The following is a 23,445-nucleotide window of genomic DNA, read 5'->3' on the forward strand; positions in this document are numbered from 1 at the left end:
TATTTAAATCCTAATTTTTATTTATACAATTTAAATCTTCAAAGGCTTCCATTAATCTTTTTACCATACTTTCCTCACCAGCTCTTAACCATTTTCTAGGATCGTAATATTTTTTATTTGGGCTATGTTCACCTTCTGGATTTCCGATTTGCCCTTGTAGATAATCTCTATTTTTAAGTTCATATTCTCTAACACCATCCCAAAAAGCCCATTGAGTGTCTGTGTCGATATTCATTTTTATAACACCATAACTTACGGCATCTTTTATATCTTCTATATCACTTCCACTACCGCCGTGAAATACAAAATTTACCGGCTTATCGCATTTTGTATTAAATTTTTCTTTTACAAATTTTTGGGAATTTTTTAAAATTTCAGGTCTTAGAACAACATTACCTGGTTTATATACACCGTGAACATTACCAAAACTTGCTGCAATTGTAAATTTATCACTTATTTTACCAAGTCTTTCAAATGCTTGAGCAACATCTTTTGGCTGAGTATATAAAAGTGCATTATCAACATTTGTATTATCAACACCATCTTCTTCTCCACCAGTTACTCCAAGCTCAATTTCCAAAGCTATGTCTAATTCACTTAGAGTTTTAAGATACTGCTCACAAGTACTTAAATTTTCATCCAAACTCTCAACACTTAAATCAAGCATATGAGAAGTAAAAAGTGGTTTTTTAAAAAGCTTAATGTTTTCTTTGCTAGCTTCAATTAAAGAATCAATCCAAGGAAGAAGTTTTCTAGCAGCATGATCAGTATGTAAAATCACAGGAATGCCATAATGTTTTGCTAGCAGATGAACATGTCTTGCTCCGCTGATTGCCCCCAAAACATCGGCTTCTTGGCAGGTTTTTCCTGCCACAAAACCTGCTCCACCATTTGAAAACTGGACTATTACGGGTGAATTGACTTTTTTTGCGCTTTCTAAAACTGCATTTATAGAATTTGTTCCAACTACATTAACAGCTGGTATAGCAAATCCCTCACTTTTAGCGTAATTATAAAGCTTAATCGCTTCATCGCCACCTAAAACACCTGCATTTACAACATCTAAAACACCCATTTAAAATCCTTATTTTTTATTTTTATATTCAATTTTTGCTTTTGATTTTAAATCTTTTACTTTTTTCTCAAAATCTGCTTGAAATTTTTCTTGTTTTACAATGCTTTTAATATAGTCTTTAACTTCAGCTAGACCAAGTTGTTTTTTATCTTTTGCATCGTTTTTAAGTATTACGTGATAGCCAAATTGAGTTTTTACAGGAGTTTTAGTAAGCTCACCTTTTTTAAGCTTATTGGCTGCTTCACCAAACTCAGGAACCATTTGCTCTTTTACAAAGTATCCTAAATCTCCACCATTTTGTTTACCACTTGGATCAAGACTTTTTTCTTTTGCAATTTCAGCAAATTTTTTCTTTAGCTCATCACCTTTTAGCTTGCTTAAATCAGCTATTATTTTTTTAGCATCATCTTCTTTTTCAACTAAAATATGGCTAACTGCAATAGCTGCTGGCTCAATAAATTTATCTTTATTTTTATTATAAAAATCCTCTATTTCTTTGTCGCTTACTTTTGTGTTGTTAAGCTCTTTTGCTTGCCAAGCTCTTAAAGCAATATCATCTTTTACAATTTCAAGCTGTTTTTTATAAAGCTCATCTTTTTCAATACCGCTTTTTTTAGCTTCATTGATTAAAACTCTTAAATCAATTGCTCTATCAATTACTTGATTTTGAATCTCAGCTGGAAGAGTTTCAAAATTAACTCCTGGCATTCCTGCAAGCATAGGCGCAAGATCAACATCAGTGATGTCCTTTCCATCAACTGTTGCAAAAACTTTAGCATTTAAACTCATAGCTACTGCTAGGCTTAAAGCTGTAAATAAAACTTTTTTCATATAAAACCTTTCTTAAAAAATTAAATTATTATATCTAGTAATAGTAAAGAAATGTTGAATTTTTGTAAAATTTAGGCTAAAATCCTTAAAATGAGAACCAAAAAAGAGATAAATTTAATAAAAGAGTTATTTTTAAAGCATTTTGATAAACCAGTTACAGAACTTAAATTTAAAAATCTTTATGAGTTGGTAGTTTGCGTTATGCTCTCAGCACAATGCACCGACAAAAGAGTAAATCTAATAACACCTGCTTTATTTAGCGAATTTCCAGATATCAAGTCTTTATCAAAAGCAAATTTAAACTCACTTAAACTTCTTATAAACTCATGTAGTTTTTTTAACAATAAAGCCGAAAATTTAATAAAAATGGCAAAATCTGTTATGCAAAATTTTGGCGGTGAAATTCCACTAAATAAAAAAGATCTTATGAGTTTGGCTGGAATTGGGCAAAAAACAGCAAATGTTGTTTTAATAGAGTTTAAAGGTGAAAATTTAATGGCAGTTGATACGCATGTTTTTAGAGTTTCACATAGACTTGATTTAAGCAAGGCAAAAACGCCAGAACTTACAGAAGTTGATCTAGTAAAAGCTTTTAAAACCGAGCTTAACTACCTTCATCAAGCAATGGTGCTATTTGGAAGATATACCTGCAAAGCGGTTAAGCCAAATTGCAAAGAGTGCTTTTTAAATGAAATTTGCAAAAGTAAGGATAAAGTTATTTAAAACATCATCCTTACTAAAATTTTAAGCATTTTTTACAATTTCATCAACCACTTTATATATTAAATCAGCAGATTTTATTTCTAGTTTTTCATTTATGCCATGTGGAGCAAAAATATTTGGCCCAATAGAAGCAACCTTCAAATCACTTTGTTTTGCTAGAAAAACCCCACATTCAAGCCCAGCATGAACAGCTACAAATTTTGCTTTTTTATTATATTTTTGCATATTTTTTAAAATAAATTTAGCAAATTCGTTGATTTCAGGCCTCCAAGGAGTAGTTTGATTTTCAGTTCTTATGTCGAAATTAAAACTTTTTGCCAAAGTTAAGGTTTCAAATTTGGAGTTTTCAAGTCCTTTTGCACTCATTGATCTTGCAAAAAATAAAACTTCGAATTTATTATCTACTTCTTTTGCAGTTGAGAGATTTATACTATCCTCTGGAGTATTAACTTCTGTATTAAAAGCCCTTACTCCCTGTGAGAAAATACAAAGCATATTTAAAAGCTCATCACTAAATTTATAAATTTTACTCTCTTTTTTACCTATAAAATCAGCTTTTATAAAATTTGGAATTTCTTTTAACTCTTTAAAAAATATAACTTTTGCATCTACTTTTGCAGCAATAGAGTTTCTTCTTTCTCCACCGTTAAAATAGGCTATTTTACCATCATTTTCTTTTATAAATCTAGCCATGGATTTAATAGCATTTGGAATATTTTCATGGATTTGTATGCCGCTATGTCCGCCTGGAAATTTATCATTATCATCTATTTTTAACTCATATAAAAAGCCATTGCAATCTATTTTTTCTAAATTTCTAAATGCATACATATCAACGCTTCCTGCACACCCAATCGATACTTTATCATCTTCTTCGCTATCTAAATTTAGCAAATTTGGACTTTTTATAACTGAGTTAAATCTTGCAACACCCCAAAGTCCAACTTCTTCATTGTTAGTAAAAACAACTTCAAAATTATCATATTTATCCATCATACTCATCATTATAGCTACTCCAATGCCATTATCGGCTCCAAGACTTGAGTTTTTTGCCATCAAAAAACCATCTTTTTCAAAAGTTTGAATATTTGGAGCTTCACCTACACAAACCATGTCATAGTGACTTTGCAAACAAATTCTTGGGTTTCCTTTAAAAGCATGTATATTTCCAGCCTCATCAACACTTGCTTTAAAGCCATTTTTTTCGCAATGCTTTAGTAAATATTCTTTCATTTTATCCGTTTCAAAACTACCATGAGGAATTTTACAAATTTCTTTAAAATACTCCATATAACTTTTCATTTTTTAGTCCTTTTAAATAAAAATTAAGGTATTATACCCTAATTTATTTAGGATTTAATGATGAATTTAGACGAAATACGAGCAGATAAATTTAAAGAATTGGATTTAAAAATTTATAAAAATATTTGGGAAAAAATCTCAAATTTAAACACTGATTTTGATATAAAATGCAAATTTGAAGACATTGTTGATATTGAAATTTTAGATGAAAAAGCAAATTTAGATGAAATTTTACAAATAGCTCTTATGCTCAAACCTTGGCGAAAAGGCCCTTTTAAAATTCATAATAAATTTGATGAAATTTTTATAGATAGTGAGTGGCAAAGTTTTATTAAATTTAATAATTTATTACCATTTTTAAATTTAAAAGATAAAGTTGTTGGTGATATTGGATGCAATAACGGATATTATCTTTTTAAAATGCTTGAAATGGACGCATCAAAACTTGTGGGATTTGATCCAAGTATTAGAACTTTTTTACAATTTGAGTTTTTAAATAAATTTATAAAAAGCAATATTAAATATGAGCTTTTAGGCGTAGAACATCTGCCTTTTTATGAGCATAAATTTGATACTTTATTTTGCCTTGGAGTAATTTATCATAGAAGTGATCCAGTAAAAATGCTAAAAGATATAAAACTTTCTTTAAATAAAAACGGAGAGATTTTTTTAGATACAATGTATTTAGACATGGATAGTGAGTTTGCTTTGGTTCCAAAAAATAGTTATTCAAAGATGAACAATATTTATTTTATCCCAACTATTAAGGCTTTACAAAATTGGTTTGAAAAAGCTAAATTTAAAGATTTTGAAGTACTTACTACAAAAACAACATATTTAAACGAACAAAGAAAAACTGAGTGGATAGATGGTGAAAGCCTTGGTGATTTTTTAGATCCAAACGATAGCTCTAAAACTATCGAAGGCTATCCAGCACCTAAAAGAGTTTATGTCAGGGCTATAGTTTAAATTTATCAAAAAACCACATAAAACAAAATGCTAAACTTGCTGGTTTTGGGATATTTTCATCATAAATAAACTCTTTTGCTTCTTTTATAGGCAGATAAAAAATCTCTATTTTTTCATCATCTATCCCACCTCCAACAGACACTTTCATCTCATCTGAAACCTCGGCATAAAAAAATGTCTGTTTAGATGCCGCAGTTCCTAAACTACCATAAAATGAAGCTATTTTTTCTACACTATCAACCCTGTATCCACACTCTTCTAAAATTTCTTCTTTTATTGTATTTTCTTCACTTAAATTTTTATCCATTATGCCAGAACAAAGCTCATAGCTTATTCCATTTTCGCTTAAATTAATACTATCTTTTTCACATTTTAATAAAAGTGGAATGCGAAGCTGTTTCACAAGAACAAAAGCTTTTTTATCTGCATCAAACAGAAGAACTGAAACACTATCATGAACACTTATACATTCCCATTTTAATAGTTTTTTATCAAGCTCATACTCAACTAAAAATGGCTTTACAAATTTAGGATTTTCCAAACTTTTTATATTTTTTATTTTATAACTCATTTTAAATTTTTCCAAACTCTATAAAAGTATCCAAGACGCAAGCGCTAAGAAACTAAAAAAGCCAATTATATCAGTTCCTGCTGTTAAAATAACAGATGAGCCAACGGCTGGATCGATGTTAAATTTCTTTAATGTTAGAGGGATTATAGCTCCTAAAAGTCCAGCGCAGCCCAAAGTTATAAGCATGGCAAGAAATATAACAACTCCAAGCATAGGTTTATTAAACCAAAGATATGCGATAATTCCAACTAAAACGGCAAAAGTAATTCCATTTATCAAAGATATCGTAAACTCTTTTTTAATAACTTTTTTAGCATCTTTAAACTCAATGTCCCCTAGTGCTAAACGTCTAACTGTAACAGTTAATGCTTGCGAGCCTGTATTTCCTCCAAGAGAAGCTACTATTGGCATTAAAACAGCAAGTGCTACAAATGATTCAATAGTTGAATCAAAAATTCCTATAATAAAAGATGATAAAAATGCAGTGATTAGATTAAAACCTAGCCAAACAGCCCTTGATTTACTAGCTTTTAATGCACCATAATCATCTTCTTCAACTTCATCATCAACACCAACAAGGTTATAAATTTGTTCAGTTGCACTTTCTCTTACAAAGTCATGAATATCATCAGGCGTAATTCTTCCAAGCAAAATACCATTTTTATCAACAACTGGCAAAACTGATAAATCAAAATCTTGGAAAAGTATAGCTACATCTGAAATTTTATCTGTATCTAAAGCAAATTTTGGTTTAAAAGCATCAGGTTTTGCACTTTTAACAACTTCATCTATGGTTAGACTGAAATTATAAATTATAAGATCCGATAGTGGGATACAGTATTTTAAAACTCCTTTTTCGTCAACTGCACAAAGCTGATAAGCCATCTCTATTTCGCCACTGTGTCTTAAGTCTCTTAATCTGTCAACCGCCTCCATAACAGTTTCATTTAAATTTGCTTTAAAAACTTCAAGTTGCATATAGCTTCCTGCTTCATCATCCTTATAGGCAGAAAGTTTTAAAATATCTTTTTTATCTTCATCATCAAGTTCATTAAATATTGTTTTAGCTTTTATTTCATCTATGTCTTTGATATAGTCTAAAAGCTCAAATTGATCATCGCTTTCAAGTTCTTCTATGGCATTTACAAGTTTTTCTTTTGGAATGTTTTCAAGAACGTCTTTAAGCATATGCTCAGGCATTTCAATCGCAGAAGTCGAAAGGCTTTCTAAATCGAGTTTGTGTAAATATTTATAGTATAAATCTTCATCTTCTTTTTTTAATATTTTTAAACATTCAGCTATATCATCAGGGCTTAACTCTTCTTTATTTAAACTACTTAAATGTTCATCAAGTCTATTTTGTGCTTCTAAAAGCTCTTTATTTTCTATATTTTCCATATTTGCCCTTTTTTATAATTTTATAACCACTAAAACTCTATAAAATTTTCAAAATCAATAAATTTGGAAGGATTGTGATATCCACCCATAGCCATTTGTAAAATTTCATTTTGAGATTTTATATATTTTTTAAATCTTTTCTTCTCTTCTTTTTCAAGTTCTATATTTTCCTTAGCAACTTTTACAACTTTTTCAAAATCCATTGCTTTGTTATTTTTATAAAGTCCAAGATGCAGGTGTGGTCCTGTACTCATACCCGTATTTCCAACAAAAGCAACGATATCTCCTTGTGAAATTTTTCTTCCTTTTTTCATTCCTTTTGCAAAACCGTTCAAATGGGCATACAAAGACTTATAACCATTTTGATGTTGAATTTCAAGTGTTTTACCATATCCGCCTTTATTTCCCACAAAAACCACAGTCCCACTTCCAACTGCCTTTATAGCAGTTCCTCTTGGAGCAGCATAATCTGTGCCAAGATGAGCTCTATATCTTTTTAATACAGGATGATATCTTTTTGGAGTAAATTTTGATGAAACTCTAGCTCCTGGAATTGGAAGTTTAAACAAAAAATTTTGACTTATTTTACCATTTTCATCATAAAATTTTGATTCAAAATAATAAATATAATTACTTTTTTTATTTTCTTCTATCATAGCTGATAAAATTTGAGGACTTCCGTAAGGTTTTCCAAGTCTAAATCTTTGAGTATAATTTATAGCGATTTGATCACCTTTTTGAAGACGTGAAAAATTTACTCTTCCTTTAAAAGCATTTGTAAAAGAAGCAGCAAGCTTACCATCTCCAGTTGCATTATTTATGTCTAAATATGGCATAGTTTCGACAGTTAAACCCAAAGTATTATCTGTTTGTGTAAAAATTGTTGGAGTAAAAGTAAGATTAAATTTATCTTTTTCATCTTTATAGATGTGAATTTGAAGTTCTTCTGTTATTGGTATTAAAATTTGTTCTAAATTTCCATCTTCATCTACAAGTTTCTCACATTCTACATCAGCACCTATTTCAGTGGCTAGTTCTTTGTCATCTTGCGATAAATCATAATAAAGACTTAATGGCAAGTTTGAATCTTCTAAAAAATGTAAAAATGTTTTTCCATTTGGCCAGTTAAATTTTTGAACAGTGCTAACATTTGCAAACAAGCTTAAATTTAAGATAAAAAAAATAAATGCTTTTTTAAACATAATTCCTCTTTTTGAAATTTTGACTAATTTTTTATAATACTATATTTTTTTTGATAGCTGGTAAATGAACTAAATTTATATTGTATAGGCATGATAAAAAACCAATATGGTAAGCTTTTTAACAACAAAACATTTTAAAACACATAAATGTTTCATATAATTTTTCCTAAGTTTAAATCAATCAAGTAAATTATTTATATTTTTAAATTTTAAATACATTGGTATTGGTCACTATAAATACAAAATTCTAATTCACACATGTATGTAAAAAATTATCAATACTTTTTAACATCTTTTAAAAATTTCAATTTTTCTTATTTTATTCAAAACAACAATAAATTTGATTATATTTTAAAAAAATATATTTATAGTTATTTTATAGTTTAAAATCAATATAAGAAAATTAAAAATTTATCAATTATTATTTAAATTTTAATTTTTATTTATTTTTGTATTTATTTATATATCTATACTTAAATAGAAATTAACTTAAAAAATCTGATTTTGGATACTAAATTTTACTATATTTTATTTTATTTCAATTTTATATTGATATAATCGAATATTAATGACATTAAAAAAGTATTTATGAACCAAGAAAAAAATAGAACTAAAAATTGCCAATTTTTAATGGATAAAACATTTTTTATCCTAGCCATCAAAGATGTTAAAAATGTGGATGCAGAACAATTTAAAAATTCACTTAAGTGATAAAATGTAATTACCAAATAAAAAGGACACAAAATGGAATATATTTTTAGTATACATAAAAAAAACAGCGATAGTCTTATTTGTCAATTTAATGATGATGGTTTTTGTGAATATATTAATTTTTTATCTATTTTTTTTAAAATAAGAAAAAATGGTAAGTTATATATAATTTTAGACTTAAATTTAAAAATGACTGAGGATATTAAGGCAAAATATGAGTCTTTCTTTAATGAAAATAAAAATAAAATATTTTTTAAAATAAAATCCATACTGGATAAAATAAAACTAAATGAATATTTTATTATTTTACCTAAAGAACTAAAAGATAGCAAAGAAAAAATATGTATTCAAATCTTGTTAGAAACATTGAATTATACCGAGGATAACCAAGAAAGAGCTAAATATTTTGAAAATAAAATGAAGCAATATGACAAATTTGATGAAATTTTTGAAAATTATGATATTAAATTATTTGATAAAGATATGAGAATAAAAATAGGCGAATCAGACAAAAACAAAAGAGTGTGTAGGTTTTGTGGGAAAAACAGTAAAGGAACTAACTTTAGAAATAAAGCACACGCAATATCTGAAAGTTTGGGATTTAAAAATATAATATCAAATGAAGAATGCGATGAATGTAATAAAAAATTTGGAGACAGTATAGAGCAGGATTTATTAGAGTGGTTAAAACCTTTTATACCAGTTTTTAAAATAAAAGGTAAAAAAGGACATCCAGAGTTCAAATATCAAAATGGTTCTATGAAATATATAGAAGAGAAGGACATAATTGCAATATGGTCTAAAGATAATACTTTTAATCAAAAAACAAAAGAATTTAATATCAAATTGGATTCATACAGAAAAATAAAACCTGTCAATATATATAAAGCTCTAGTTAAATATGCAATTGGCACTATAGAAAATAAAAAAGTTTTAGATAAATTTAATAAAACTATAAAATGGATAAATTCAGATATTAAAGCAGATAAACTTCCAAAAATACCTTACTGTATCACGCCGATAGATATGGGTATTGCACTAAAGACATATTTTAGAAAAAATCATGATAAGTCCTTGCCTTATATGTTTTGTAATTTGAGTTTTAATTGTTTACAAATATTTTTTATAATTCCTTTTTCAGATGACGACTCTTGTAATTTTACAGAAGACAAGGAGTATAATACATTTATAGACAGAATACCATTTTTTAAATTTCACCCTGAAAATTGGATTTTTCAGGACTTCTCTTCAAATAGTGAAGTCAAAATAAATCCTAGCATAAAAATGCAAGAAAATAAATAATATTTATGATATGGATTCAAATATGCGGATCGTTTAATTATTAATTTGTCAAGAGATTAATTTATGCTTATAGCCTAAATTGAAATCATTATAAATCACTAGAGTATATTTAAATTTTACCTTTTTATTTCAAATATATCTCTTGCAAAATTTGTAAAAATATGCTACTTAACAAACATTCAAATACTTTTTTTATAGAGTTTATTCCTTGTTCTAAAGAACAGCTATCCTTGAAGAAAATTTGATTTTTAAATTTGGAAATAAAATATAATTTTTGTCTTTTTGCTCGCACTCTAAACATTACACTTTTGCATAATATATTTTCAAGCTCTATCTACAAAATGTTTGTTATGCTAAGCTTCATAATTTTAAACAAATTTATAAAAATATTGATAGTTTTAACTCTATTCCATGCAAGAGTGCTTTTTTATATGCAAATCAATTTTTCCACAAGTTTTGATAAATTACCTTGAATTTGAGTGTTTACTTTAATCATGACCATCATTAAATCAATCTCTTTTGAAATCTTAAATACTTAGTTTTATATTTTTATTTATCACAACTGGATATTTACCTTGTAAACAGCTTATTTGCTATGGTTTATCAAACCTCCAAATTCTAAGAAAATATATTAATTTTTTTTATATACATCTTTTTTATATGAGGATAAAAATTTATCTTTATTTGTATTAAAATGTACTAAAAAAATGCGCAATTTCAACTAAGATATATTTACAATATCTTTCATTGCAATAGCTAACATAGAATGTTTTAACTAATCTGTCCTTATGCCAAATGATACGATGACAAAAAGCCATTTGGAGTGTCTATTTCATATTATAAGCAACTTTTTACTCTTGAATCTGTCATATTAAGAGATAAGATATTTAAAAACAATATTTTGCAAATGAGATTTAGCGTTCAACATAGAAAAGCACACTTAAAAACATAATGACAACATAGTCAAAATAAATAATCTTTTAAGGCTTTTGATTAATTTTATTGATTATTTTAAACCTCGTAAATAATTTTAAATACCTTGTTTTTTAAGTACATACTTTAAATTTTTAACTATTTTATAATCATTATTTCAAAAAACAACTTTCATCTTTTTGTAAAAAAATAGATTTCTCAAACATTAACTAAAAATTTAGTATAATGATTTAATTTTTTTCAAGGAGTAATTTTGAGATATTTTATAACTATTTTTGTTTTTATACTTTCACTTGCAAGTGCGGCAAATTTTTCCATGCCAACCTATACTTCAAATTTGACATCTGTAAAAAATGGCTATGGCAAAGTTATCGATAGTCCTGATATTATAATTGGAAGTAGCGGAATTGTAATGCATACTTTTAATAATGGTGAAAGTTCAATCATCGCAAGAGCAGTAGTAACTGATAAAAGTGCAGGTTTTGCAACTGTGAGATTTGAAGTTTTTTCAGCACTTGCTCAGCCAGCTCTTCCAGTTCCAGGAATTTTGCCAAAAGCCGGTGATAAAGTGATATTAAACTATCTTTATAATAGAGCAATAATAGTAGTTCCAAATGAAGAAATTTATAACCAAATCACAAACTCATTTCCAAATATTCATTTTATAAATCCAGATCTTGCAGCATCACATCTAAACGCTTATAGAAAACCAAATCCATCTCGTGATGATTTTAGAAAAATTTGTTCTCAAACTGTTGCTGGACTTATATTTATAGCCATGGATAAAAAGGCTGTTTTTGCAGATTGTGGAAGTTTTGAAATTTTAAAAAGTTTTGAAACAGGCGAAATTAAAAACTATCAAGTACCATTTTTTAGCAACGTTTATGGCATCGCACCTGCTTGGTGGAAATGGGAAAGTGATTATATAACAGATTATAATAAACATTATAAATTTTTACTAGATATTAAGGATTAAATTTTGGAACAAATTCATATAGATTTTTTTAAAAAGCTTTTAGGCGAGGACAATGCATATTTTGACGAAGCACATAAATTTGCTTATTCTTATGATGCAACAAGAAAAAGATTTAAGCCAGATGCTGTTTTGTATCCAAAAGATGAAAATGATGTAAGTAAAATTTTAAAATACTGCAACGATAACTTAATAACTGTAATTCCAAGAGGCGCTGGAAGTGGCTTTACAGGTGGGGCTTTAGCAGTTAGTGGTGGAGTTATAATATCTTTTGAAAAATATATGAATAAAATACTTGAGATTGATCTTGAAAATATGGTAGCAGTTGTCCAGCCTGGAGTCATAAACATAAATTTACAAAAATCAGTTCAAAAACTAGGACTTTTTTATCCACCTGATCCTGCAAGCCAAACATACTCTACAATAGGTGGAAATGTAGCTGAAAATGCAGGTGGAATGAGAGCTAGCAAGTATGGTATAACAAAAGATTATGTTATGGCATTAAGAGCTGTACTTCCAAATGGAGAAATCATAAGAGCTGGCAAAAAAACCATAAAAGATGTAGCAGGATATAACCTAGTAGGAATTTTAACAGCAAGCGAGGGAAGCTTGGCTGTAATCACAGAAATTACTCTTAAATTAATAGCAAAACCAAAGCTTAAAAAAACAGCTTTTGGAGTTTTTAAAAGTGTAAATGAAGCTATGAATGCAGTTTATAAAACTCTTTCAAGTGGAGTTAAGCCAGTAGCAATGGAGTTTTTAGATAATTTAAGCATAAAGGCCGTTGAGGAAAATTTCCACAAAGGACTTCCAAAAGATGCTGGGGCTATTTTAATAACTGATGTTGATGGGGATTTAGAAATTTCACTAGATAAAGACTTAGAAATTATAGAAAAAGTATTTAAAGAAAATGGTTGCTTTAATTTTATCATCGCAAAAGATGAAAAAGAAAGTAATGATTTATGGTTTTCTAGAAGAAATTGCTCTCAAGCAATTACATGTTATGGAAGTTTAAAAATAAATGAAGACATCACAGTTCCTCGCTCAAAACTCCCTGCTCTTTTAGAAAAAATAAATGAAGTTTCTAAAAAATATGATGTTTTAATCCCTTGTTTTGGGCATACTGGCGATGGAAATGTTCATACAAATGTAATGGTTGATAAAAGCAATGAAGATGAAGTTAAAAAAGGATATGCTGCTATTGAGGAGATTTTTAAGATTACTATAGACCTTGGAGGAACTCTAAGTGGAGAACATGGTATAGGAATTTCAAAAGCACCATATATGAAGCTTGCTTTTAGCGACGCTGAAATGGAACTTTTCAGAGCTATTAAAAAAGCTTTTGATCCAAATAATATCTTAAATCCAAATAAAATGGGGCTTTAAATTTAGCCCTAATTTAAATTTATGAACAAAATAGAATTTAGTAAATTTATAAATTTTATTTTTATAGTCTATCTTATTTGTCTACTTCGTTTAGCTGTTTTTAGAGATAGTTTTAGTATTTTTCATATATTTGAAGTTGGCGAATATAATTTGTCTTTTTTTAGTGATTTGGCTGAAATTTATAAAAATGATAAAAAGATTTTTCTAATTTTATTTTTGGGAAATTTAGGTTGGTTTTTCCCTTTTGGAGCGTATTTAAGATATAAAAACATAAGCATTTTAAAAATTTTATTTTTTAGCTTTTTGTTTTCATTGCTAGTTGAAAGTTCGCAATTTATTTTTAAATGTGGTATTTTTGAAATAGATGATTTGATTTTAAATACAATTGGTGCAGTGCTTGGAGCTATATTTATAAACATTATATTAAATTTTAAAAAGGAAAAAAATGATAAAAAAAATAAAAGATTTTTATAATAAATTTTATGATAGAGATTTAGTGCATTTTGCTGCAAGTCTTAGCTTTTACACTATGCTTTCTATCATTCCACTTTTGCTTTTATCATTTACGATTTTTACCCAACTTCCAAGCTTTGAAGAGTATCTAGATAGAATAAAAAGTTTTATTTTTGAGAGTTTGCTTCCATCTCATCAAGAGATAATTTCACAATATTTAGAACAGTTTTTATCCAATAGTTTAAATTTAGGACTTATTGGTTTTGTTGCGATTATATTTTCAACAACAGCTTTTTTTGATAACTATAAATATGTAGTAAAAAAGCTAACTACATCTTCGGCAAGTGGGTTTTGGCAAGATTTTAGTAAATACTGGACTTTGATAACCCTTGCTCCACTTGGACTTGGACTATCATTTTATTTAACAGCTAAATTTCAAATTTTACTTAATCAAACAGAGCTTACAAAATGGATAAATTTAGCCATTTTTTTACCATATATCATTATTTGGGTGATTTTTGCCATAGTTTATAAAATATCAATCAACAAGCAAACTTCTAATAAATTTATTTTATTTTCATCATTTATAACAAGCCTTGCATGGAATGGCTCGAAATTTGCTTTTATAAAATACACTTTTTATAACAAAACTTACACCAGTATTTATGGCTCATTTAGTATTTTACTCTTTTTTCTTTTATGGATTTATATAAGTTGGATTATATTTTTATATGGATTTAAAATTTATACCCTCTTAGATGAAAAAAATGGGAATGAGACCAAAAATTGGGAGCAAAATAGCTACTAATCTGTTTTTAATAGCTACAAAATTTAATAAATTTAAACTATAAAAAAGCATTGGCGGTATGAAAATCTCATAAGTTTTAATGTTGTAGTTTAAAAAATTAAGCAGCAACTCATCCATTAAATTTCCAGCTCCAAAAATATGCAAAAATAAACTTAGTGGATAAAAAATAGTAAAAATATATCCGATTGGAATAACTGCAATTTGCGAAAAAGTAAAAGTGTTAAAATAATAATAAACAGGTATATTCATCGCAAAAAATACATAAATATTAAAAACTAAAATATGTTTTAAAATGCCTATTTTAGTGCTTTTAAATAAATTTTTAAAGTGATGTAAATACAAATAAATATAAAAAACTCCAAGACAAGAAAAGTAAAATCCAACCGAAAAAACCAAATTTGGCATAAAACAAATACTTATAATTATCGTTAAAAACAGTGTCCAAAATGAAAAAATCTTTAAATTTTTAACTAAAAATAAAAACGCCAAAGCACTCATTAAAAGTGAGCGTAAAAACGCAGGTGTAAAATCAAGCAAAAAAAGATAAAAAACCATTAGTAAAAACGCCACTAAACTTATATCAAAATACCTACTTCTATAAGGGAAAAATCTATTTTGAAAAAAACGATATATCGGAGTTAAAATTAAAAAAATAGTTGTAAAAATTATACCAAGATGAAACCCGCTAATCGAAACAACATGAGCAATCCCCCACTTTGTAACATCATTTCTTAATTCTTTTGAAATGGGTGTTGCAAGATAAAGTGTAGAGTAAAGTTCTTTGATTTTGTCATTTTCATGTTGATTTGAGATGAAATTTATCAAATTATTTTTAAAATTTGGACTATTTTGAAGTTTTTTTATATTAAAACTTTTTAAATAAAAACTTTTTTTAATATACTCTTTAAATGTTACTTTATCAGTTATAACTCCAAGCTTAATATTATCATATCTTTTTAGCTCATTTTCCTTTTTTGTAGTGGTATAAAAGCTAAAATCACCATTTTTAAGCTTTAGAACTCTGTAAGTTTTATCATTTTTTGTTTTTAAATATGACTGCTCCACTACAGCATCAACATATCTAAATTTCAAAGTTTTGAAATCTTTAAATTTATAAAACTCATAACTTAAATTTAACCCAAAAATTGTAAAAGCAACTATAAAAAATAGTAAAAGCTCTTTTTTTGAGTTAAATAAATTATTCATTCTATTATTTAGCAAATCTATTTTTAAATTTTAATCACAACATAAAATTTAAAAACTTTTATTATCTAACTATCCTCTAAAAGCTTGCTTACTAAGATATTGCTTGTATCTTTATGTTTTCTTATATTTTTAGCAAGCTTGTTATAATACTCTTCTAAAAACTCTTGGCTATTTAGAGGATTTTCAGAACTTAGTTTTACATACTCTCCATCATTTCGAAGCTCAAACGCTAAAGAGGTGTCATTTAACTGAACATTTAATATATCAATCATCTTATTTTTTAAGCTTTCATTAAAAATAGGAGTCATCAATTCAAGTCTTCTTTCTAAATTTCTAGGCATCCAATCAGCACTTGAGATATAAATTTCAGGACTTGAATGTTTAAAATAAAAAATTCTTGCGTGTTCTAGGTATTTACCAACTATAGAAATTACTCGTATATTTTCACTCATTTCAGGAATTCCTGGTCTTAAACAACAAATTCCTCTAACGATAAGTTCTATTTTTACACCTGCTTTGCTTGCGCTAGTTAAAGCTTTTATCATATCAGAATCAACCAAAGCATTCATTTTAGCAATTATATGCCCATCGCTTCCTTTTTTTTCTTCTACTTTTATCATCTCAATTAAGCGCTCTTTTATCTGCATTGGTGACATAGAAAGCGTTTGCAATACTCTATTTTTATTATATCCTGATAGAATATGGAAAAAAGTTGTAGTGTCTTTGGCAAATCTTTCATCAGTTGTAAAAAAACTTGCATCTGTGTAAATTTTTGAACTACTTCCGTTGTAATTTCCAGTTCCAAGATGCATATAAAATTTTAGTTTATCACCACTTTTTCTAATTATTTGTGTTGATTTTGCATGAACTTTAAATCCTGGTATTCCATAAACCACATGAGCTCCAGCACTTTCTAGCGATTTTGCCCAGTGAAGATTATTTTCTTCATCAAATCTTGCTTTTAATTCAACCATTACAGTTACTTGCTTGCCATCATTTGCTGCATCTATTAAAGAAGCTACTATAGGAGAGTTTTTTTCAACTCTGTAAAGTGTCATTCTAATTGATACCACCTTAGGATCTTTTGAAGCTTCTTTAATGAGTTGCTCAACTGGGTTAAAACTTTCATAGGGGTGATAGATTAAAATATCGCCTTTATCCATTGTCTCAAATATTGACTCATTTTCATTAAAAGGTGGTAAAATTTTTGGAGAATATGGCGGAAGCGCTAGATTAGAAAAATTTTTATTTCCAACAACCCCCCAAAGACCATCAAGTGAAAGTGGTATATCATACTCAAAAATATCTTTATAAAAAACATTTATATGCTCATTTAAAAACTTAGTTATATCAGGATCTGCATTTTTTGCTATTTGAAGTCGGACAAATGCACCTTTTCTGCGAAGTTTTAACCCTTGTTCAAGTATCATCATAAAATCATCAGCTTCTTCTTCTTCTATTACAATATCAGCATTTCTTGTAACCCTAAAAGGAGCTGAACTAATCAGGCTATACCCTGGAAAAATTTCTTCTGCATGGCGATGAACAATTGTTTCAATTGGTGTATAAGTATCTGTGCTAACTTGAACAAATCTTGGAATTACTCTAGGAATTCTTATCATTCCAAATTTAAAGCTTTGGGAGTCATTTGTATCTTTTAGTTTAACAGCTAGAGCAAAACTAAGATTGTTTAAATGTGGAAAAGGATGAGTTGAATCAACAGCTATTGGCACAATAATAGGCAAAATATTTGAGAAAAAATACTCATCTGCTTTTTGCCTTAATTCATCATTTAAATCATCATAGTTTTTAATATAAAAACCATCATTTGCTAAAGCTTCAATGGTTTGTTTATAATAAATCTCTAAGCTATTTTTTTCATTATGCAAATACTCTCTTATTTTTCTAAGTTGATCAAGTGGTGTCATCTCATCGCTTCCACTAGCTGTAATGCCTGCTATGAAAAGTTGTTTTAAACCAGCTACTCTTATCATATAAAACTCATCTAAATTTGTTGAGTAAATCGCTAAAAATTTAAGCTTTTCAATCAGCGGAATATCTTTTTCACACTGAGCCAAAACACGAGTATTAAACCTAAGCCAAGAAAGCTCTCTGTTTAAAAAAATAGAACCATTTTTTAAATCTTGCATATTTAACCTTTAAATTTTTATATGTAATTATAGCTTAATTTTTTATCTGTTTTGTAAAACATATTTACAAAAATTTAAGTTAATTTAAAATAATAATAAATTTAATGCTTTAAATTACAAGCCTTAAATTCCATCTATAAAATCAAATTTATTTTAACTCTATTCTTATTTTAGATTGTTTTTCTTCTGTGATTTTTGAGTATTGCTTTCCTTTGTAATATCCTATATTCTTATATCCTACTAAAACCTTTTTATCAACTTTTTGCTCTTTATACTCGCAACCACTTTTTTGGTTTCCTTTTATATTTCCTTCAACTCTATTTCCTGCATAGCCTCCAGCTATAGCTCCTGCAACGGTTGCTAGTTTTTTACCACTTCCACCGCCAAATTGATTTCCAACAACTCCACCACCAACTGCTCCAATTGCTGTTCCTAAAAGATTATAGTCATTTATAGAATTATTGCAGTTTTCTACATACTGGGTATCAGTTTTCATCTCGTAGATAGGTTTATGCTCTGCAACATCGATAACTATACTTCTTGCAAACGCAAATCCTAAAAAAGCAAACGATAATAAAATAATTTTTTTCATAAAATCTCCTTTTTGAGTTAAATTTTATATATTATAATTTAGATTTTTAAATTTATCTTAAAATTTCTAATCTTTTTTTAGCAGCATCTGCAATATCTTCTTCATAATCATAAAATTTAAATGTGGCACCATGCTGGATGCTTCCATCAAGCAAATCTCCACTTTGGCGGTTTTTAAGGTCAATTCCAGCAACTTTAAATCCATCCAATGTTTTAGCAAATTCTAAAAGTCTAGAAGGTGGCTCTTTTAATTTTGTAAAAAGATAACACCAACCACTTCCTCCATTTCGTCCAACTCGGCCACGAAGTTGATGTAAAGTCGCAAGTCCCATTCTCTCAGGTGCTACTACAACAATAATGCTAAGTCTAGGAAGTGAAATTCCAACTTCAACAACCGTTGTTGTCAAAAGCAAATCCCCTTTATCTCTAAACTCTTTTAAAATTTCTTCTTTTTCTTTATCACCACCATGAGTTAAATAGACATTTTTAAAATTTTTATACCAGTAAGTACTTCCCTCATTTAAGCTTTGATAGTTTGAGCTTTGGCTTTCTTCAACAAGTGGATATACGATAATTGCCTGCTTTGCTTTACTTATCTCATCTTTTATATGCTTTATCATATCAAAAAAACCATCTTTATTTACAATAATTGTTTTTATATCTTTTTTAAATGGCATTTGTTTTAAAAAGCTTTGCTCTACGATATTTGATTGTATTAATGAAAGTGTTCTAGGAATTGGTGTGGCGGAAAATTGTAAAAAATGAGCTTTAAATTCGCCATCTTTTGTGAGATTATTTATCTTTTGTCTTTGATTTGAGCCAAAGCGGTGCTGTTCATCAACCATTATTAAATTTGCTTTTGGAAGTGGTTGAAAAAGTAGTGCGTGAGTGCCGATTATCAAATTTATATCTTTAAAATCTAATTCTTTATCACCACTTTTAACAAGCATAATTTTCATAAATTTTGGTAAAAGTTTTAAAGCTTCATTATAAATTTGCTCAGTTAAAATACTAGTTGGAGCCATTAAAACAGCAGTTTGTGGATAAACCATAAGACAAGCCCCAAGCATCACAAGAGTTTTTCCACTTCCAACATCGCCCATTATCACGCGTCTTTTTGCCTCCAAGCTTAAAAAATCATTTTTTATATCATTTAAAGCGTTTATTTGGTCGTTTGTGGGTGTAAAAGGCAGAGTTTTTATCCAAGAACTTATATCATAAATTTCTATTTTTTTAGCAGGAAAATTAAACTTTTTTTTACTAAGTTTTTTCATATAGTTAAAAATTTCTATAAATTTAAGCGTATTTAAAGCCTCATTATTTAGTTCTAAATTTTTAACTAGCTTTATACTTTCTTTACTTTTTTCATGAAGTTTTAGTAAAAACTCAGCTTCAAACTCATTTAAACCCTCACTTAAAAGTCCATCTTTATTTAGGTATTTTTCTATTAAAGATGTGATTTTATCATCTTTTAGGCTAAGTTTATATTTTGGTAAAATTTCACCTATTTTTGTTATAATTTTTGGATTTGTAAATTGCCAAGTAGAGTTATAAAAAGAGCTTTTCCCAGTAATATAAATTTTTTTACCATTTTTAAAAGCACCATAATGCCATGGTCTTGCATTAAAAATAATTATTCTAATGTCTAAATTCCAAGTTACACAAAATGCAGTCATGCTTAAAAAACTTCCTTTATTAAGCATAAATTTACACTCAATTAAAACTGTATTGTCACCCTCGTTTGGAAACTCACTCAAAGTTAAATCTTCAAAGTTTTTAGGCAAAATTAAAGCTAAATCAATAAGAGTTTTTACTCCAAGTTTATCAAGCTCTTTTTTGTCTAAAACTTCCATTTTTCTTACTTTTTTTTATTTTTAACTTCCACTAATTACTGAAAAGCTTAAATTTAAAATTTCATCATGAGCTTTTATAAATTCATTTAAATCATCTAAATTTAAAGCTTTTATTTTTTCTAAGGTTCTTTCAAGCTCGCCAAATTCCTCACCCATATAAAACTCTTTTTGCTTAATATTTATACGGCCAAACATAGTTTCTTTTTGCAAAACAACACTTCCAAGTAAGAAATTTTTAGCACTATTTAGTTCATCTTGGCTAACTCCATCTTTTACAAATTTTAAAAACTCAGATTTTATAACATTGATAGCATCATCTTTGCTTTCATTTTTTGTTTGCATATATCCCCAAATTTTAGAACTACTTAAACCAAAATCAGCTCTTGCGTAAATAGAGTAAGCAAGCCCTCTTTTAACGCGGATTTCTTCCATTAGTCTGCTTCCAAAACCACTGCTTCCAAAGATAAAAATTGCAACATTAGCTTTAAAAATTTCATCTTTTTTTACATTATATGGCGCACCAAAATAAATATAAGCTTGTTGTGATGGTTTGTTTATAAAATTTATAGTTTGTTTATTACTTGTTTTTATAAATGGAAGTTCGTTTTTAACTCCACTATCAAAGCACTCTAAAAGAGAAATTGAATTTATATTTTTTTCATCAACATCTCCAGCTAAAACAATAAATAAATTCTCTAAAAATAAAGCGTTAAAAAACTCTTTTACTTCATTTAAACCAATCTTTTCAATACTTTCTAAAGTCCCAATTTGTGGATATTCTAAACTTGTATTTTCATATAAAAGTCTATTTAGCTCAGTCCTTGATAAATAGTCAAAATCTGTATTATTTGAAGCGATTTCACCTTTTATTAAAGTTTTAATCTTATCAAGTGTTTTTTGTGTAAAATTTGGATCTTTTAGTAGACTTATAAGCAAATTTAAACCGTAGTCAAAATTTTCTTTTAAAGTATTTATCTCAAAACCAAATGTTTCAAAACCTGAAAATATGCTTAAATTTACAGCCTTTAACTCAAGCAAATTTGCAAACTTACTAACTCCAAGCTTTGAAGTTCCTTCATTTAGCATTTTAGCCACTAAATTTGCTAGGCCTGGGAATTTGCCATTTGCCACGCTTCCACTTGCCTTAAAAATGAGTTTAAAATTTACTACTGGCATAGAATTATCAAACTCATAAAGCAAAGGAATGCTTAAATTTTTATACTTTAAATCTATTTTTTTCATTTGTAAATTTCCAATATATCGTAATTTGTATTTCTTTTAGCAGGAATTTCTTGGGCATCTTTAATTAAATTTATTAACTCATCTGCATTCATTCTAAAATTTGCTCCTGCGGCCTTAACAACATTTTCTTCCATCATTGTTGAGCCCATATCATTTGCTCCAAATTTTAAAGCAAGTTGTCCGATATAGCTTCCTTGTGTTACCCATGAACTTTGTATATTTTTAAAATTATCTAAAAAAAGTCTTGAAACGGCAAGAAGTCTTAAATAACGGTTTGATGAAGCTTTCATAATTTCAGGATGCTCTTTTAAAAGACGAGTATTTTTTCCTTGAAAGCTCCACAAAATAAAAGCCCTAAACCCACCAGTAATATCTTGCAAATCTCTTAAAAATTTCCAATGCTGCACTATCTCTCGAGTTGTCTCAACTGTACCAAACATCATCGTAGCTGTTGTTTTCATACCAATTTCGTGTGCTTCTTTATGGATTCTAAGCCAAGTAGCGGTATCACATTTTTTAGGTGCTACAATATCTCTAACCCTATCATTTAGTACTTCTGCTCCAGCTCCAGGGATTGAGTAAAGACCTTTTTTTTGAAGTCTTAATAAAACTTCTTTTGTTGAAATTTTGCTAATTTTTGCAATATAGTCAATCTCAATAGCAGAAAATCCATGAATTGTAATACTTGGATAATTTTTAGCGATGTATTCTACCAAGTCTTCATACCAGTCAATTTTAAGTTTTGGATGAACACCGCCTTGAAATAATATCTGCGTTCCGCCTATCTCAATCAATTCTTCTATCTTTTTACCAATTTCTTCGAAGCTTAAAACATAAGCATCATCTTCATTTACATGGCGATAAAACGCACAAAATTTACAATCCACCCAACAGGCATTTGTATAGTTTATGTTTCTATCAATTATAAAAGTTGTGATTTTATCAGGATGTAAAGAGAGCTTTTTTTCATAAGCCATTTTACCAAGCTCCCAAAGCTCAGCATTTTCTATCAAATTTACAGCTTCATCTACGCTTAATCTTTTGTTTATATCTAACATTATTTACACTATAACCTTTTAAAATTTAGTAAAAATTATTATATCAAATTTAGGCTTAATTAATATTTCTAAGCTAAATTTTGTAAATTTTCAATTAGTTTTTTATAATCACTCTCAACCAATACCATATCTAAAAACTTTTTATCAATAAAACTCTCATCACTTTGAAATTTCACAAACTCAAAAAGCTTATCGTAAAATCCATTTAAATTTAAAAAGCCAATTGGCTTTTTATGATAGCCAATTTGTGCGTGAGTCCATACTTCAAACGCTTCTTCAAGTGTTCCAAGCCCGCCAGGAAGTATTATAAAAGCTTCACACATATCATTCATCAAAGCTTTTCTTTCGTGCATTGTTTTTACAGTTATTAGTTTTGTTAAATTTTTAGTTGCTAGCTCTTTTTTAAGCAAAAGCTCAGGTATTATGCCAGTTATATTTCCACCACCATTTATAACACCATCAGCCAAAGCTCCCATAAGACCAATTCCACCACCTCCATAAATCACATTATGATTATTAAAAGCTAGATATTTACCAAGTTCAAAGGCTATATTTTTAAAGTTTTCATTTCCTATTTTTGAGCCACAAAATATAGTTATATTCATAATAATTTCCTTAAAATAAAAAAGATTATACCAAATTTTGATATTTTAAAATTTAAAAGATTATAAAAATTTGAAAGATTAAATTTATATGCTATAAATTTAA

At 28.0% G+C, this 23,445-nt stretch carries 20 protein-coding genes; 7 read left to right on the plus strand and 13 right to left on the minus strand.

Annotated elements, in window-relative coordinates; all coding sequences use genetic code 11:
* Positions 1-10 precede the first annotated feature (10 nt).
* Together fbaA and CURT_RS06865 are read right to left on the minus strand one after the other, a co-directional pair.
* Positions 11-1,075, minus strand: a complete 1,065-nt coding sequence (fbaA, locus tag CURT_RS06860) for a class II fructose-bisphosphate aldolase (protein WP_018712685.1) — start codon at positions 1,073-1,075, stop codon at positions 11-13.
* Between the two features lie 9 nt (positions 1,076-1,084).
* Positions 1,085-1,906 carry a peptidylprolyl isomerase gene (locus tag CURT_RS06865; protein WP_018712686.1) on the minus strand — a complete coding sequence of 274 codons (822 nt, stop codon included), beginning with the start codon at positions 1,904-1,906 and terminating at the stop codon, positions 1,085-1,087.
* A 90-nt stretch (positions 1,907-1,996) separates the two neighbouring features.
* Between CURT_RS06865 and CURT_RS06870 the strand changes: the two genes are divergently transcribed.
* The gene (locus tag CURT_RS06870; RefSeq protein ID WP_018712687.1) at positions 1,997-2,629 is read left to right on the plus strand and encodes an endonuclease III domain-containing protein; all 633 of its coding nucleotides are present in this window, start codon (positions 1,997-1,999) and stop codon (positions 2,627-2,629) included.
* A 21-nt stretch (positions 2,630-2,650) separates the two neighbouring features.
* Here the strand turns inward: CURT_RS06870 and CURT_RS06875 are convergent, their stop codons facing one another.
* The gene (locus CURT_RS06875; protein ID WP_018712688.1) at positions 2,651-3,931 is read right to left on the minus strand and encodes a zinc-binding metallopeptidase family protein; all 1,281 of its coding nucleotides are present in this window, start codon (positions 3,929-3,931) and stop codon (positions 2,651-2,653) included.
* Positions 3,932-3,991: 60 nt separating this feature from the next.
* Between CURT_RS06875 and cmoB the strand changes: the two genes are divergently transcribed.
* Entirely contained in the window at positions 3,992-4,900 is a 909-nt protein-coding gene (gene cmoB / locus CURT_RS06880) for a tRNA 5-methoxyuridine(34)/uridine 5-oxyacetic acid(34) synthase CmoB (RefSeq protein ID WP_018712689.1), read from the plus strand.
* On the opposite strand, the gene CURT_RS06885 is transcribed toward cmoB, so the two are convergent.
* Genes CURT_RS06885 through CURT_RS06895 form a run of 3 tightly spaced genes read right to left on the minus strand, consistent with a single transcriptional unit; the run spans position 4,890 to position 8,071 of the window.
* Entirely contained in the window at positions 4,890-5,471 is a 582-nt protein-coding gene (locus CURT_RS06885) for an NUDIX domain-containing protein (RefSeq protein WP_018712690.1), read from the minus strand. The two genes, cmoB and CURT_RS06885, sit on opposite strands and share 11 nt — an antisense overlap.
* Before the next feature lie 18 nt (positions 5,472-5,489).
* Positions 5,490-6,869, minus strand: coding sequence for a magnesium transporter (gene mgtE, locus CURT_RS06890; protein ID WP_018712691.1), 1,380 nt, complete (start codon positions 6,867-6,869; stop codon positions 5,490-5,492).
* 29 nt (positions 6,870-6,898) lie between these two features.
* Positions 6,899-8,071 carry a peptidoglycan DD-metalloendopeptidase family protein gene (locus CURT_RS06895; RefSeq protein ID WP_018712692.1) on the minus strand — a complete coding sequence of 391 codons (1,173 nt, stop codon included), beginning with the start codon at positions 8,069-8,071 and terminating at the stop codon, positions 6,899-6,901.
* Positions 8,072-8,815: 744 nt separating this feature from the next.
* Here CURT_RS06895 and CURT_RS06900 point away from each other — a divergent pair.
* The 5 genes from CURT_RS06900 to CURT_RS06920 all read left to right on the plus strand — a co-directional run bounded on the left by CURT_RS06900 (position 8,816) and on the right by CURT_RS06920 (position 14,637).
* The gene (locus CURT_RS06900) at positions 8,816-10,084 is read left to right on the plus strand and encodes an HNH endonuclease (RefSeq protein ID WP_018712694.1); all 1,269 of its coding nucleotides are present in this window, start codon (positions 8,816-8,818) and stop codon (positions 10,082-10,084) included.
* A 1,186-nt stretch (positions 10,085-11,270) separates the two neighbouring features.
* Complete coding sequence (locus CURT_RS06905) at positions 11,271-11,993, plus strand: plasminogen-binding N-terminal domain-containing protein (protein WP_018712695.1); 723 nt, start codon at positions 11,271-11,273, stop codon at positions 11,991-11,993.
* A 3-nt stretch (positions 11,994-11,996) separates the two neighbouring features.
* Positions 11,997-13,376: an FAD-linked oxidase C-terminal domain-containing protein gene (locus tag CURT_RS06910; RefSeq protein ID WP_018712696.1), complete on the plus strand. Its 1,380-nt coding sequence runs from the start codon at positions 11,997-11,999 to the stop codon at positions 13,374-13,376.
* Positions 13,377-13,397: 21 nt separating this feature from the next.
* Positions 13,398-13,850 carry a VanZ family protein gene (locus tag CURT_RS06915; RefSeq protein ID WP_018712697.1) on the plus strand — a complete coding sequence of 151 codons (453 nt, stop codon included), beginning with the start codon at positions 13,398-13,400 and terminating at the stop codon, positions 13,848-13,850.
* Positions 13,822-14,637 (plus strand): YihY family inner membrane protein, encoded by an 816-nt coding sequence (locus CURT_RS06920; protein ID WP_018712698.1) that lies wholly within the window; start codon positions 13,822-13,824, stop codon positions 14,635-14,637. Before CURT_RS06915 ends, CURT_RS06920 begins: the two co-directional genes overlap by 29 nt.
* On the opposite strand, the gene CURT_RS06925 is transcribed toward CURT_RS06920, so the two are convergent.
* The 7 genes from CURT_RS06925 to CURT_RS06955 form a co-directional block, all read right to left on the minus strand.
* Entirely contained in the window at positions 14,584-15,843 is a 1,260-nt protein-coding gene (locus CURT_RS06925) for a ComEC/Rec2 family competence protein (RefSeq protein WP_018712699.1), read from the minus strand. The genes CURT_RS06920 and CURT_RS06925 overlap by 54 nt on opposite strands.
* 65 nt (positions 15,844-15,908) lie before the next feature.
* Entirely contained in the window at positions 15,909-17,993 is a 2,085-nt protein-coding gene (locus CURT_RS06930) for an RNA degradosome polyphosphate kinase (protein WP_018712700.1), read from the minus strand.
* Positions 17,994-18,141: 148 nt separating this feature from the next.
* Positions 18,142-18,585 carry a glycine zipper 2TM domain-containing protein gene (locus CURT_RS06935; protein WP_018712701.1) on the minus strand — a complete coding sequence of 148 codons (444 nt, stop codon included), beginning with the start codon at positions 18,583-18,585 and terminating at the stop codon, positions 18,142-18,144.
* 52 nt (positions 18,586-18,637) lie between these two features.
* Positions 18,638-20,437, minus strand: a complete 1,800-nt coding sequence (recG, locus tag CURT_RS06940; protein ID WP_018712702.1) for an ATP-dependent DNA helicase RecG — start codon at positions 20,435-20,437, stop codon at positions 18,638-18,640.
* Positions 20,438-20,458: 21 nt separating this feature from the next.
* Positions 20,459-21,679 carry a M16 family metallopeptidase gene (locus tag CURT_RS06945; protein ID WP_018712703.1) on the minus strand — a complete coding sequence of 407 codons (1,221 nt, stop codon included), beginning with the start codon at positions 21,677-21,679 and terminating at the stop codon, positions 20,459-20,461.
* Positions 21,676-22,737 carry a dehypoxanthine futalosine cyclase gene (locus tag CURT_RS06950; RefSeq protein ID WP_018712704.1) on the minus strand — a complete coding sequence of 354 codons (1,062 nt, stop codon included), beginning with the start codon at positions 22,735-22,737 and terminating at the stop codon, positions 21,676-21,678. Before CURT_RS06950 ends, CURT_RS06945 begins: the two co-directional genes overlap by 4 nt.
* A 68-nt stretch (positions 22,738-22,805) precedes the next feature.
* Positions 22,806-23,342, minus strand: coding sequence for an LOG family protein (locus tag CURT_RS06955; protein ID WP_018712705.1), 537 nt, complete (start codon positions 23,340-23,342; stop codon positions 22,806-22,808).
* Positions 23,343-23,445 lie beyond the last annotated feature (103 nt).

This window comes from Campylobacter ureolyticus (assembly GCF_013372225.1).
Lineage (GTDB): Bacteria > Campylobacterota > Campylobacteria > Campylobacterales > Campylobacteraceae > Campylobacter_B > Campylobacter_B ureolyticus.

Bases quoted from the DNA above. Each gene is read 5' to 3' on its own strand.
- fbaA (WP_018712685.1), bottom strand. From the start codon at position 1,075: ATGGGTGTTTTAGATGTTGTAAATGCAGGTGTTTTAGGTGGCGATGAA.
- CURT_RS06865 (WP_018712686.1), bottom strand. From the start codon at position 1,906: ATGAAAAAAGTTTTATTTACAGCTTTAAGCCTAGCAGTAGCTATGAGT.
- CURT_RS06870 (WP_018712687.1), top strand. From the start codon at position 1,997: ATGAGAACCAAAAAAGAGATAAATTTAATAAAAGAGTTATTTTTAAAG.
- CURT_RS06875 (WP_018712688.1), bottom strand. From the start codon at position 3,931: ATGAAAAGTTATATGGAGTATTTTAAAGAAATTTGTAAAATTCCTCAT.
- cmoB (WP_018712689.1), top strand. From the start codon at position 3,992: ATGAATTTAGACGAAATACGAGCAGATAAATTTAAAGAATTGGATTTA.
- CURT_RS06885 (WP_018712690.1), bottom strand. From the start codon at position 5,471: ATGAGTTATAAAATAAAAAATATAAAAAGTTTGGAAAATCCTAAATTT.
- mgtE (WP_018712691.1), bottom strand. From the start codon at position 6,869: ATGGAAAATATAGAAAATAAAGAGCTTTTAGAAGCACAAAATAGACTT.
- CURT_RS06895 (WP_018712692.1), bottom strand. From the start codon at position 8,071: ATGTTTAAAAAAGCATTTATTTTTTTTATCTTAAATTTAAGCTTGTTT.
- CURT_RS06900 (WP_018712694.1), top strand. From the start codon at position 8,816: ATGGAATATATTTTTAGTATACATAAAAAAAACAGCGATAGTCTTATT.
- CURT_RS06915 (WP_018712697.1), top strand. From the start codon at position 13,398: ATGAACAAAATAGAATTTAGTAAATTTATAAATTTTATTTTTATAGTC.
- CURT_RS06920 (WP_018712698.1), top strand. From the start codon at position 13,822: ATGATAAAAAAAATAAAAGATTTTTATAATAAATTTTATGATAGAGAT.
- CURT_RS06925 (WP_018712699.1), bottom strand. From the start codon at position 15,843: ATGAATAATTTATTTAACTCAAAAAAAGAGCTTTTACTATTTTTTATA.
- CURT_RS06930 (WP_018712700.1), bottom strand. From the start codon at position 17,993: ATGCAAGATTTAAAAAATGGTTCTATTTTTTTAAACAGAGAGCTTTCT.
- CURT_RS06935 (WP_018712701.1), bottom strand. From the start codon at position 18,585: ATGAAAAAAATTATTTTATTATCGTTTGCTTTTTTAGGATTTGCGTTT.
- recG (WP_018712702.1), bottom strand. From the start codon at position 20,437: ATGGAAGTTTTAGACAAAAAAGAGCTTGATAAACTTGGAGTAAAAACT.
- CURT_RS06945 (WP_018712703.1), bottom strand. From the start codon at position 21,679: ATGAAAAAAATAGATTTAAAGTATAAAAATTTAAGCATTCCTTTGCTT.
- CURT_RS06950 (WP_018712704.1), bottom strand. From the start codon at position 22,737: ATGTTAGATATAAACAAAAGATTAAGCGTAGATGAAGCTGTAAATTTG.
- CURT_RS06955 (WP_018712705.1), bottom strand. From the start codon at position 23,342: ATGAATATAACTATATTTTGTGGCTCAAAAATAGGAAATGAAAACTTT.